Annotated in this window: 14 protein-coding genes; 5 read left to right on the top strand and 9 right to left on the bottom strand. The window is 63.5% G+C overall.

The annotated features are described in order from the left end of the window. Window positions 1-30: 30 nt before the first annotated feature. From P9273_RS10530 to P9273_RS10540, 3 genes are all read right to left on the bottom strand, one after another. A complete protein-coding gene (locus tag P9273_RS10530) occupies window positions 31-333 on the bottom strand; it encodes a hypothetical protein (protein WP_278048843.1) in 303 nt (100 codons plus the stop codon). A gap of 306 nt (window positions 334-639) precedes the next feature. Then, window positions 640-1,854, bottom strand: a complete 1,215-nt coding sequence (locus tag P9273_RS10535; protein WP_278048844.1) for an MFS transporter — start codon at window positions 1,852-1,854, stop codon at window positions 640-642. A 60-nt stretch (window positions 1,855-1,914) separates the two neighbouring features. Then, window positions 1,915-2,898, bottom strand: a complete 984-nt coding sequence (locus P9273_RS10540) for an AraC family transcriptional regulator (RefSeq protein WP_278048845.1) — start codon at window positions 2,896-2,898, stop codon at window positions 1,915-1,917. Between the two features lie 138 nt (window positions 2,899-3,036). Here P9273_RS10540 and P9273_RS10545 point away from each other — a divergent pair, with 138 nt between their 5' ends. The 3 genes from P9273_RS10545 to P9273_RS10555 are packed head-to-tail and all read left to right on the top strand — an operon-like array spanning window position 3,037 to window position 5,697. Beyond that, window positions 3,037-4,872, top strand: coding sequence for a monovalent cation:proton antiporter-2 (CPA2) family protein (locus P9273_RS10545; protein ID WP_278048846.1), 1,836 nt, complete (start codon window positions 3,037-3,039; stop codon window positions 4,870-4,872). 9 nt (window positions 4,873-4,881) lie between these two features. After that, the gene (locus tag P9273_RS10550) at window positions 4,882-5,430 is read left to right on the top strand and encodes a DUF924 family protein (protein WP_278048847.1); all 549 of its coding nucleotides are present in this window, start codon (window positions 4,882-4,884) and stop codon (window positions 5,428-5,430) included. Window positions 5,431-5,457: 27 nt separating this feature from the next. Then, complete coding sequence (locus P9273_RS10555) at window positions 5,458-5,697, top strand: hypothetical protein (RefSeq protein ID WP_278048848.1); 240 nt, start codon at window positions 5,458-5,460, stop codon at window positions 5,695-5,697. Window position 5,698: 1 nt separating this feature from the next. On the opposite strand, the gene folK is transcribed toward P9273_RS10555, so the two are convergent. The 3 genes from folK to folP are packed head-to-tail and all read right to left on the bottom strand — an operon-like array spanning window position 5,699 to window position 7,411. Then, window positions 5,699-6,211: a 2-amino-4-hydroxy-6-hydroxymethyldihydropteridine diphosphokinase gene (folK, locus tag P9273_RS10560; RefSeq protein ID WP_278048849.1), complete on the bottom strand. Its 513-nt coding sequence runs from the start codon at window positions 6,209-6,211 to the stop codon at window positions 5,699-5,701. Continuing rightward, a complete protein-coding gene (gene folB / locus P9273_RS10565; RefSeq protein ID WP_040995177.1) occupies window positions 6,195-6,554 on the bottom strand; it encodes a dihydroneopterin aldolase in 360 nt (119 codons plus the stop codon). Before folB ends, folK begins: the two co-directional genes overlap by 17 nt. 2 nt (window positions 6,555-6,556) lie before the next feature. Then, window positions 6,557-7,411 carry a dihydropteroate synthase gene (gene folP / locus P9273_RS10570; protein WP_278048850.1) on the bottom strand — a complete coding sequence of 285 codons (855 nt, stop codon included), beginning with the start codon at window positions 7,409-7,411 and terminating at the stop codon, window positions 6,557-6,559. 84 nt (window positions 7,412-7,495) lie between these two features. Here folP and P9273_RS10575 point away from each other — a divergent pair, with 84 nt between their 5' ends. After that, entirely contained in the window at window positions 7,496-8,116 is a 621-nt protein-coding gene (locus P9273_RS10575; protein WP_082045052.1) for a DUF922 domain-containing Zn-dependent protease, read from the top strand. 208 nt (window positions 8,117-8,324) lie between these two features. After that, on the top strand, window positions 8,325-9,809 hold the full coding sequence (locus P9273_RS10580) for an MDR family MFS transporter (protein ID WP_278048851.1): 1,485 nt from the start codon (window positions 8,325-8,327) through the stop codon (window positions 9,807-9,809). Between the two features lie 5 nt (window positions 9,810-9,814). On the opposite strand, the gene P9273_RS10585 is transcribed toward P9273_RS10580, so the two are convergent. From P9273_RS10585 to P9273_RS10595, 3 genes are all read right to left on the bottom strand, one after another. After that, window positions 9,815-10,846: an NAD(P)/FAD-dependent oxidoreductase gene (locus P9273_RS10585; protein ID WP_278048852.1), complete on the bottom strand. Its 1,032-nt coding sequence runs from the start codon at window positions 10,844-10,846 to the stop codon at window positions 9,815-9,817. A 232-nt stretch (window positions 10,847-11,078) separates the two neighbouring features. Beyond that, on the bottom strand, window positions 11,079-11,399 hold the full coding sequence (locus P9273_RS10590) for a 2Fe-2S iron-sulfur cluster-binding protein (RefSeq protein ID WP_040995186.1): 321 nt from the start codon (window positions 11,397-11,399) through the stop codon (window positions 11,079-11,081). A 99-nt stretch (window positions 11,400-11,498) separates the two neighbouring features. Continuing rightward, a complete protein-coding gene (locus tag P9273_RS10595) occupies window positions 11,499-11,867 on the bottom strand; it encodes an Hpt domain-containing protein (RefSeq protein ID WP_040995189.1) in 369 nt (122 codons plus the stop codon). Window positions 11,868-12,009: the final 142 nt, after the last annotated feature.

Genomic DNA, 12,009 nt, shown 5'->3' on the forward strand with positions numbered 1-12,009 from the left:
CCACCGCCTTCGCGTTGTCGACGGCTGCGCTCAACCCTTGATAGTGGCGGTCAGCTCGTCATAGGCCTTGCAGGCTTCATCGAGCGTCGTCGCGCCCTGATATTTGGTCGTCACGGCCTGCACCTTGGCGGTCAGATCGGCCGCCTTGCTCGGATCCTTGGTGATCGCTTCCTGGAGGGCGGCAGCCATGTCCTGCGCCTTCTTGGCAGCGATTTCCTGCGTGCATTCCGGCCCCTTGGAGCAAGCCGAACCGGCCAACGCCGCAACGCCCACGGCAACGAGCAAAAACTTCTTCATGTCAATCATCTCCTCAAAAAAAAGGCAGCCGCCCATCTCCGCTGCCTCCACTGGCCGAAGCCGAGCGTGCCATAACCTCTGATTGTGGCGGCGCGCAACGATTGGGCTGCATAAACTTGTGAACGAGGTTGCAATATCGCGGCGATCCGAATTCAAGCCGCCCAATACATGTAAAACATCAATCAGACGCGGGTCGCATGAGGCCATTTAAGCTTGACGCGCTTCCCAGCAATTCCTGGAAAATGTGAACCGGTTTTCCGGCCGGAATTTCTAAAAACAAAGAGATAGAGCGTCTCGCCGTTTTCGTGAACGGTGAGACGCTCTAGGTCAACTGGAACAAGTTCACCTGCGAGGCTGCAGCAGCGCCAGCATCACCGTCGATGCGGCAAGGAGGACGGTAAGGGTCAAAGGTCCCGAGGCGCCATAGGTGTCCACGACATATCCGCCGACAACGGCGCCGATGGTGATGGCAACCTGGAATGAGACGACCATCAGGCTACCCGCTGCTTCCAACGCATCAGGCGCCGCGCGAGACAGATTGGTCGGCAGCACCACCGGCGCCATGCCGAATGCCAAGCCCCACAGCGTGACGAATCCGAAGGCAACGGCGATGTGCACGCCCCAAAGCACCAATGCCAAAGCCGCAAATGCCATCAACGCCGCGGTGCCCACGAGAGCCAAGTGGATATCGGCGTCGGCCATGCGGCCGCCGACGACATTGCCGATCACAGCGGCGATGCCAAATCCAAGCAGGGCCATGGCAATTGGCCCGGTTGCCAGGAGCGTCACATGTTCGAGGAAAGGGCGTACATAGACGGAGCCGGCAAAATGCCCTGTCATCAGCAAAAGGATAGCCAGCATGCCGAGCTGAATGCCACGCCGCCGAGTCAGCCGAAATACATCCCCAAGGCTATTGCTGGCTGTGGCGGGCAGGGTCGGCAGGCTAAGCAGCTGTAGTAGCAGCGCAATCACGGCCAGCCCCGCCGTCAAGGCCATAGCGGTGCGCCATCCCAGCCAATCGCTGATCAAGGCACCCGCCGATGGTGCGGCAATGGTAGCAAGCGAGACGCCGAGGGTGACGATACCCATGCCCCGACCTGTCGCATTGGCGCCAACCAGTCTGGCCACGACGGCAACCGAGAGTGCCCAGAAGGCGCTGAGAGCGATTCCGAGCCCGGCGCGGCCCAACAGCAACAGCCAGAAATTGGGCGCCAGCGCTGCGAGAAGGTTGGAACCAACGGCCAAGGCGCTGAGGCCAACCAGCACCGTCTTGCGATTCAATCGGCCGATCAGAACATTGCTCAACATGGCCGTCACGGCACCGATCGAGGCGGTGGCGGTGACGACCTGCCCGGCCGTTCCTTCGCTGATGCCAAGATCACGCGCCATTGGCGTCAGCAGACCTGCTGGCAGGAATTCGGCTGACACCAGGGCAAAGCTGGTGGCTGCTAATGAAATGACCGAGAACCAGGTGGCTGCGTTCCACCTAGTTGGCGCGGCGGCATCGAGCTCTAACGCCGCGTCTTCGTCTGCAAGCTGTAATGTTGTGTCTGTCACTGAAAGATCTCCAAGGTCTGGAGGTCTTAAATAGGCGAGTCTTTTCGGATGATATGTATCTTAAAATCCGAAATTCATGTCCGTTCGTCCGGGAATTGTGCGACGCACAACGCCTGGCGAGACATTGGTGATGCGTTTGAAAGCGCGGGCGAAGGATGCTTCGCTATCATAGCCCAAACGGGTCGCCACCTCGGCAACCGACAATCCGTTTTGCCCCAGCAACTCGCGGGCAAGCTGCATACGCAGACGGGCGAGATAGTGGGCGGCGCCCTCCCCTAACACGGCGCTGAAGCGCTCGGCGAAAATCGAGCGCGATTGGCCTGCCAGGCGGGCAAGGCTTTCCAAGGTCCAATTATGGCCAGGATCTCGGTGCATGGCTGCCAGCGCGCGGCCGATATGGGGATCGCGGATGGCGGCGAGCCAACCGGTGGTCGAGGCTCCCGCGCAATTTACCCAGCAGCGGATGAGCCGGGCTGTCAGCAAATCCGCCATGCGCGACAGAATCGTGGCGCTGCCCATCTGCGGTTGCGCGGCCTCAGCCGTCATGGCCGCCAGCAAAGGACCGACGACCGGATCGTTGCCGGCCACGTCGCACCCTTTGATAATCGGCGGCATCAACGTGATCAGTGGATTGAGCGCACAGACGCCCAAGGCCATTGAGCCGCAGAAAAGGGTGCTTGTCGCGCCCGTCCCTTCCCGCACCACCTCGCAGACATTGCTTCCCACCTTCGTCACCTGGCAACCCTCCAGCGAGTCGCCGACAACGTCCGGCGCACTGGCCAGCCGATGGGCTATGCCTTGCGGCAGCAGCGCCAGATCGCCATCGCGCAGTTCCTGCCAGCCTTCCGCTTCGGTATAAATCCAGCACGGACCCTGGCCGACAAAGTGAAAGCGAAGCAGCTTTTGTTGCGGAAAGGCGATACTCCATGGATGTCGCAACTCGCAGCGGCCATAGTTGACCCCGCTCAAGCGAAAATCCTGTAGGACTTCGCTGAGCGCATCCATGGGTATAGGTGAAGGCGAGCCGGACGAATTGTCAGTCATTTGGCCAATATAGATGCCGAACGTCCGTCACGCAAGCGAAGGCCGCCTCAACCGGACCCTCCCCTTCCAGTCTTTTCCCGCCCTTGCCTCTCAGTCCCGGTGCATGCAAGGAGTGCTTTGAGCAACAGGATGACAGGCATGGCAGCTGAAGCGTCGAGCAGCGATCTGGTGCAGGTGGTGGCGCTGCTCGCCGCGGGCGTCGTCGCCGTGCCGATCTTCAAGCGCATGGGGCTTGGCTCGATCCTCGGCTACCTCGCCGCTGGCGTCGTCATCGGCCCGTTCGGCCTGCGCATCTTTTCCGAATCGGAAGCGATCCTCCACGTCGCCGAGCTCGGCGTCGTCATGTTCCTGTTCATCATCGGCCTGGAGATGCAGCCGTCGCGGCTCTGGGGACTGCGCCGCGAGATCTTTGGGCTGGGCGCCTTGCAGGTCGGCGTCTGCGCGGTCCTGCTGACCCTCGTCGGATTGGCGGGAGGCTTTCCGATCGCGCAGTCCTTCGTCGCCGGCGCCGGCTTCGTGCTGACCTCGACGGCGATCGTCATGCAGTTGCTGGAGGAGCGCGGCGAGATCGCCACGCCGAAAGGCCAGCGCATCGTCTCCATCCTGCTGCTCGAAGATCTGATGATCGTGCCGCTGCTCGCGCTGGTGGCCTTCCTCGCGCCCGGCGGCGCCGAGACCAGTTTTTCGGAGCGGCTGACCGAAATCGGCATCGGCATCGCCGCCATCGTCGGTCTGGTCCTGGCCGGCCGTTACCTGCTCAATCCGCTCTTCCGCATCCTGGCCGACGCCCGCGCTCGCGAAGTCATGACCGCAGCGGCGCTGCTGGTGGTGCTAGGATCGGCCTTGGCCATGCAGCTCTCCGGCCTGTCGATGGCGATGGGCGCCTTCCTGGCCGGTGTGCTCCTGTCGGAATCGACCTTCCGCCACCAGCTCGAGGCCGATATCGAGCCGTTCCGCGGCATCCTGCTCGGCCTGTTCTTCCTCGCCGTCGGCATGTCGCTCGACCTTGGTGTCGTCGCCCAGAACTGGCGGCTCGTCGCCATCTATGTCGTCGCCTACATGGTCATGAAAGCGGTCGGTATCTACGCCGTCGCACGCATCCTGAAGAGCGGCCACCGAGAGGCGCTCGAACGCGCTGTCTTCATGGCGCAGGGCGGCGAGTTCGCCTTCGTGCTCTATTCCTCCGCCGCCGCGGTCGGCATCATCAACGGCCAGGCCAATGCCACGCTGACCGCCATCGTCATCATCTCCATGGTGCTGACGCCCTTGGCCATCGTGGCGCTGCGTTACCTCACCCCGCGCGACGAGCAGTCGCTCGACGGCGTCGACATCGCCGACGGCCTCACGGGCAGCGTGCTGATCATCGGCTTCGGCCGCTTCGGCCAAATCGCCAGCCAGCCGCTTCTGCTGCGCGGGCTGGATGTCTCGATCATCGACAACGAGGTGGAGATGATCCAGGCGGCGGCCGATTTCGGCTTCAAAGTCTATTACGGCGACGGCACGAGGCTCGACATCCTGCATGCGGCCGGCGCCGGGCGGGCGCGCGCGGTGCTGATCTGCGTCGACAAGCCGGATGCCGCCGTGCGCATCGCGCAACTGATCAAGGCCGAGTTCCCTTTGGTCACCATCCTGGCGCGCGCCTTCGACCGCGGCACCGCGCTGCAGCTCGTGCGCGCCGGCGTCGACTATCAGCTGCGTGAGACCTTCGAATCGGCGCTGGTCTTCGGCGGCTCGGCGCTGGAGGCGCTGGGCGTCGATCCGGAGGAGGTCGCCGAGGTCATCGAGGATGTGCGCCGCCGCGACGAAGCGCGCTTTGAAACGCAGCTGGCCGAAGGCGTGCGCGCCGGCCAGCGTTTCCTGAAGGGCAATATCGGCACGCCGATTCCGACGCCGCTGACGCAACCGCGCCGCGCCGGCAGGGCGCTGAACCAGGAGACCGCGGTCGTGCTGAACCAGGCAGAGACGAAAAACTGAGGGGCAATCATGGCAGAGTTCGATCCGCAAGCGCTTTCGGTCACCAAATTTTGGCGCGATGCCGGCGAAGACGCCTGGTTCGAGAAGAGCGACGCCTTCGACACGGATTTCCGCAATTGTTTTCTGGAGCTGCATTACGCCGCCGCGCGGCGCGAATGCGACGATTGGAGCAAGCATGCCGAGGGATCGCTGGCGCTGATGATCCTGCTCGACCAGTTCCCGCGCAACTGCTTCCGCGGCACCGGCCACATGTACGCGACCGATCCGCTCGCCCGGTATTTCGCCGACAGGGCGATCGCCGCCGGTCAGGATCTGCAGTTGGATGAGCCGGTTCGCGTCTTCCTCTACCTGCCCTTCGAGCATTCCGAATTGCTGGCGGACCAGGAACGGTCGGTAGAGCTTACGGCCGCCAGAGCGCCCGACTATCTGAAATACGCCGAGGAGCATCTGGAGATCATCCGACGCTTCGGCCGCTTTCCGCATCGAAACAAGATGCTCGGCCGCGAGACGACGCCCGAGGAAAAGACATTTCTCGACGGCGGTGGCTTCTCCGGTTGATTGGTAGCTACCGCGGACATTCGCGACATGATCGAGTTAGCCGGACGCAACTACAGGGCCACGATCGGCAGCGATGTCCAACGTGATGGCATGTATCTGGAGCTTGTCGACGACCGTAAGCAGATAGTGGGCGAGATATTCTTCTCGGATATCGATGGCAAGATCACAGTTACGCTATCTCAGCCTGAAGTGCCCGTGGAGTTGGTTGAATGGATGATTGCCACGGCCCGGGTCCGTCTTCCACCAGCCGATCCAGCCGCCGGTTGATCTAGGTCAGCCACCATTCCCGGCCGGACGGCAGCCGCTCGATGCCGGACGCATCGACGGCGCCGAGCCGTTCCGACACGCTCCTGCCGCCGACCGAAAGCCCTGGCGCGATCTCGGCCAGGGGCGCCAGCACGAAGGCGCGCTCCAGCATGCGCGGATGCGGCACTTCGAGCCCGGTCTCGTGGATCACCCGATCGCCGAAGATCAGGATGTCTATATCGATCAGGCGCGGTCCCCAGCGCTCTTCGCGTACGCGTTTCAACCGCCTTTCGACATCGAGGCAAAGGTCGAGCAGCGCGCGTGGCGAAAGCGCCGTTTCGATCGCGGCGGCGGCATTGAGAAAATCGGGCTGGTCAAGCTTGCCCCAAGGCGGCGTGCGGTAGAGCGAGGAGACGGCGGTCACCCGCGTCGCATCGTCGCTGTCCAGCATGCGCAGCGCCGCGCCCATGGACTTCGCCGGGTCGCCGAGATTGCCGCCGAGGCTGAGATAGACGGCGCTATTCTGGCCAGACAACGGTCACCTCGACATGATCGAGTACGCCCGGCACCGGGGCGTTCGGTTTGCGCACGGTGATCGCGGCTTTCCTGATCTGTGAGAACCGCGCCGTCAGCGCTTTCGCAACCTCCAGCGCCAGCGCCTCGATCAGGAAGCGGCGATGCCCGGTCACGATCTTCTCGATGACCGAGAAGGCGACGCCGTAATTGACGGTGTCCTCGATGGAATCCTCCGTCAGCGGCCGGCTGGGCTCGACCGTCAGCTCGGCATCGACATAGAAACGCTGCCCGAGCGTCTCCTCCTCATCCAGCACGCCGTGGCGGGCGAAGAAGGCGCAGTTCTTCATGCGGATGACGTACATGATCAGTGTCCGGGAGGAAGCTCGGTTTCGCGTCGAAGCATAGCATCGGTCAGCGCCAGCGCATCCACGTTGATTGCGACATCGTGGACGCGAAACAGGTCGGCTCCTTTCAAGCGCAGGATGACGCTGGTGGCCGCCGTGCCGGCCGCCCGGTCGCCAGGTTCCCGCCCGGTGGCATTGCCGATGAAGCGCTTGCGCGAGGTCCCCGCCATCAGCGGATAGCCGAGTGCCTGAAGCTCGGAAAACCGGGCCATCAGGTCGAGGTTTTCCTCCGCCGTCTCCTTGGCGAAGCCGAAACCGGCATCGAGCACGATCTGGCTGTCGGCGACATTGCCGGCGCGCGCGATCTCCAGCGATTTGCGCAGGAACAGGAACTGGTCCTCGATCACGTCGGGCAGCTTCTGCCGTTCGCGCCCGGTATGCATGACGACAAGCCCTGCGCCGGTCTCGGCGGCGACGCGCGCGATGCCGGGCTCGCGCTGCAGCCCCCAGACGTCATTGACGATATGCGCGCCGGCGGCGACAGCCCGCCGCGCCGTGTCCTCGCGATAGGTGTCGACCGAGATCAGCGCCTCGCCGGAAGCGGCGAGCGCCGCGATGACCGGCAGCACGCGGCCCTGCTCCTCTTCGACGGTGATTGGGGCAAAACCCGGCCGGGTCGATTCCCCGCCGACATCGATGACGGCGGCGCCCTCTTTCACCATGCGGCGCGCCTGCTCCAGCGCCTTCTCGGGCGCGATGAACAGGCCGCCATCCGAGAAACTGTCGGGCGTCACGTTCAGGATGCCGACGACGACCGCCTTCGGGCCGAGGTCGAGATAGCGCCCATGCGCCAGCTGCCATCGCCTTGTCGTCATTGTCCATCAACCATGCGTGATCCGCGCGAAATCAATTTCGTTGCGCTGGCGACGGCCCTAAAGCAAGGTGCGTGAAGAGGCAATATGATGAACCGTTCCCTGCTCTGCGCCCTGATGCTCTCGCTCACCGCCCTGCCGGCGGGCGCGGCCAATCTGGTGAAGACCTATAGCTATTTCAGCATCGGCGGCCGCACGCTCGACGATATCCAGAACCAGCTCTCGAAAAACGGCCCCGAGGTGAAGAGCACCGGCTCGCGGCACCCGGGTGCCACGCAGATGGCCTTCACCACCCGCATCAGCTACGCGCAGAGCGCAGGATCCTGCCGCATCGCCGACGCGGCCGTCACCGTGAAGGTCAAGGTGATCCTCCCCGAATGGCGGCGCCCGCGCAAATCCGATCCCACCGTCAGGCTGTTCTGGGACGCGCTCTCGGCCGACATCAAGCGGCACGAGGAGCGCCATGTCGAGATCGCCAAGAACCATGCGCGCCTGCTCGAGGATGCGCTGAAAGCCGTTCCCCCGCAGAAGACCTGCGAGGCGGCAAAGGTCAGGGCCGCCGCTGTTCAGGCAGCCGAGCTCGCCAGGCACGATCAGGACCAGGTGCGCTTCGACCGCGTCGAGGGCGCCAATTTCGAAAGCCGCATCCTCCGACTGATGCGCTACCGGATGGAGCGCGTCGAAGCCGGACAACTGCCGCCGCCTTGACCTGAGGCAAGCCGGATCCGGGGCCAATTTCGCCCAAGCATGGTGCCAGACCGGGAAAAACTTTCGAAGGGCGGTCGAAATCGGCCTATATCGAACGACATATAGCGGGCTCGAAACACTTGAGCCGCCATCCACGATGAGAAATGACAGGCGCGACCGGCCAGAGCCGTCTTGGCGCGCCAAGCATCAGCCTTTGAAAGAATGACGCATGGATCAGACCGTCGAAAACCAGGCGATGGCGCCGAAAGCCTCGCCGCTGATGAGCGAGAGCGAGAAGAATACCATCATCGGCGGCGTACTGTTGTCGATGCTTCTGGCGGCGCTTGACCAGACCATCGTTGCTCCCGCCCTGCCGACGATCGCGCGCGCGCTCGGCCATGCCGAATATCTGCCATGGATCGTCACCGGCTATCTTTTGACGGCGACGGCGGTGGCGCCGCTCTACGGGAAGGTTTCCGATGTCTATGGACGCAGGCCGGTCATCCATGCGGGCATCCTTATTTTTCTGCTCGGCTCGCTGGTCAGCGCGCTCGCTCCCAACATGCTGGTGCTGGTCATCGGCCGCGCCATCCAGGGCGCCGGCGGCGGCGGTCTCTTCGCGCTGGCCCAGACGGTCATCGGCGATCTCGTGCCGCCGCGCGAGCGCGCCCGCTACGCGGCCTGGATCTCCGGCACCTGGGCGGTGGCCAGCGTCGCCGGTCCGCTGCTCGGCGGCGTCTTTGCCGAACACCTGCACTGGTCATTGATCTTCTGGATCAACCTACCGATCGGCTTCCTGGCCATGGCTATCGTCAACAACCCGCTGAAGAAGCTGCCGATCGCGGCCAAGCATCACCGCATCGACGGGTTGGGGGCGGTGCTCCTGGTCATCGCCACCGCGCTGCTGCTTCTGGCGCTCAGTTGGGGCGGCAGCACCTATCCCTGGTTCTCGTCGGAGATCCTCGGACTGGTGGCTTGCTCTGCCGTGTTCTGGTTCTTCTTCGCGCTGAGGCTGCTGAGAGCGGCGGAGCCGTTGGTCTCACTCGAAGTGTTGGGCAACCCGATCGTGCTCGCCGGCACATTGTCGATGTTCCTGCTGCAGGCCGCGAATATCGGTGCTTCAGTCTACCTGCCGGTCTACCTGCAGTCGGTCGTCGGGCTTTCGGTGAGCGAATCCGGCACGGCGATGCTCGGCCTCCTGCTCGGCACGGTTGCCGGCGCGGCCTTCAGCGGCCGCATGATCCCACGCTTCGTCCACTACAAGCGCATCGCCCTGATCGGCATCAGCCTGGCAATCCTGTGCATAGGCCTGCTCAGTGCCATTGCGGGACACGCCTCGCTGCTCGAAGTCGAAATCCTGACCACGTTGATCGGCCTGGGCAGCGGCACGACCTTTCCGGTCAGCACCGTCTCCGTCCAGAACGCGGTCGACCGCGCGCATCTCGGCGTCGCGACGGGCGTGCTGACCTTCCTGCGCACGCTGGGCGGGGCGCTGGGCGTCGCCATGCTCGGCGCCGTTGCGCTCGGCTTCGGCCTGCCCCTGGCCGCCGAAGGCTCTCAGACGCATATCCAGCTGACATCGGCAATGCCGTTCGTGATGATCTTCCTCACCGCCGGCATCATGCTTGTGCTGGCCCTGATCACGCTGGCCCTGATGCCCGAAAAGGAACTGCGCGGCCACGACGAGAACGCGGCGCCCGTGCTCGCGGAATGACTTTTTCAGTCGTGGACGCCGAGCTTCTTCTGCAGGCTGGTCGACGAGGTCGTGTACTGGAAGACGATCCGCTCGCCCGGGCTGACGATGCGCTTGGCGGCCTGCGCCATCAGCGCCACCTCATGGAAGCCTGACAGGATCAGCTTCAGCTTGCCCGGATACCAGTTGATGTCGCCGACGGCAAAGATGCCAGGGATCGACGTCTGGAACTTCTCCGTATCCACCGGGATCAGGTTCTCGTGAAGGTTGAGGCCCCATTCGGCGATCGGCCCGAGTTTCATGGTGAGGCCGAAGAATGGCAGCATACGGGTGCACGGCACCTCGACGTCGCCATCCGGGCCGCCCTTGATGGTCGCCGACGCAAGCTTGCCGTCGGCGCCGGCAAGGGCGCTGACCTGGCCGACCAGGAATTCGAGCTGCTTCATCTCCTGCATGGCATACATCTTGTTGACGCTGTCGGGCGCGGCCCGGAATTCCGGGCGGCGATGGACCAGCGTCACGCTTTTGGCGATCGGCTGCAGGTTGAGCGTCCAGTCGAGCGCCGAATCGCCGCCGCCGACGATGACGAGGTCGTGCCCGCGAAAATCCTCCATGCGCCGGACGGAATAGAAGACGCTCCTGCCTTCGTACTCCTCGATGCCCGGGATGGGCGGGCGCTTGGGCTGGAACGAGCCGCCGCCGGCGGCGATCACCACCACCTTGGCTTCGAACAGCTCGCCTTCGTCGGTGGCGACGCGGAAACTGCCGTCCTCCAGCTTTTCAAGGCTCGAGACCATGCGGTTGAAGGTGAACTCAGGCTTGAACGGGTGGATCTGCTCCATCAACTTGTCGACGAGACCCTGGGCCGAGATCGTGGGCCAGCCCGGAATGTCGTAGATCGGCTTTTCCGGATAGAGTTCGGCGCATTGCCCGCCGGGACGGTCGAGAATGTCAATGAGGTGGCATTTCATGTCGAGCAGGCCGAGCTCGAACACGGCGAACAGCCCGACCGGCCCTGCCCCGACAATGAGAACGTCCGTCTTAAAGGTCTCGGTCATGCGCTGCGCCCTCTTTTGGGAATGAGCGAGACTGCATGAGCTATCGCCTGCTGCCAAGCAGCCAGCATGAAAGAATGTTGAGAAGCGACCTAAGGTGTGTCGAGATTCAGGTCAGGCCGAGTCGAAAATGCGGGTTCCGAGAACCGGAGCGGAGCGTACTTAAAGTACGTGAGCACCGGAAGCGCAGGAAACCGCCATTTGCAGGCCGGCATCACCTGAATATCGGCGCACCTCAGCCTTGGCGCTCGGGCACGCGCACGACCAACCCGTCGAGCGCGTCGCGCACCTTGATCTGGCAGGAGAGGCGCGAATTCGGCCGGACGTCATAGGCGAAGTCCAGCATATCCTCTTCCATCGCCTCCGGCTCGCCGACCTCGGCCGTCCAGGCCTCGTCGACATAGACATGGCAGGTCGCGCAGGCGCAGGCGCCGCCGCATTCGGCTTCGATGCCGGGCACGGCGTTGCGGATCGCGTTTTCCATCACGGTCGAGCCGTTTTCGGCGTCCACGTCAAATTGGGTCCCGTCATGGGCGATGTACGTCAGCTTGGTCATTAAGTCACCTGAGGAGTCGCAGCCGAGATAATCACTCCGCCGGACAAGTCAACTGCGGCGCGAAAGCGCCACGAAATGACGTTTTTCAAAAAGATAATGCTAGCGGCTGATGCCGGCGATGAAATCGCGCACTTCCTCGATCAGCGTGCCGAGCCTCTTGAGCGCCCGCAGGTCTTCAGGCTGCTTTTCGATGATCGCCGCGCATTCGGCGACCGCAAAGGCGCCGATGCCGCGCGCCGAGCCCTTCAAGCCATGCGCCAGAAGCACCCGCTGCCGGGCGTCGGCGTCGGCGATCTGGTCGCGGACGGTAAGCGACTGATGTACGAACAGCGCCAGCACCTCCCGTTCGAGGTCGCGGTCGCCCATTGTCTGACGTGCCAGATGACCGAGATCCACAGGTCGGGCTCCGACCGTTCCGGAGGCATCTCCCCCCGGCATGGAAAACGCGATACCAGTTTCGCCACGCATACGCACTACAACTCCATCAAGCGGGCAGACGGGCCCACGAAAATAGGCGACTCCGGTCGCCAACGGGTTAACGACTGCAGGGGAAACATGTTGTCACGGAGGCGTACCGGATCACGCTTCCGTTAACCTTATATTTAAAGTT

Source organism: Mesorhizobium sp. WSM4935, assembly GCF_029625735.1.
Taxonomy (GTDB): Bacteria; Pseudomonadota; Alphaproteobacteria; order Rhizobiales; family Rhizobiaceae; genus Mesorhizobium.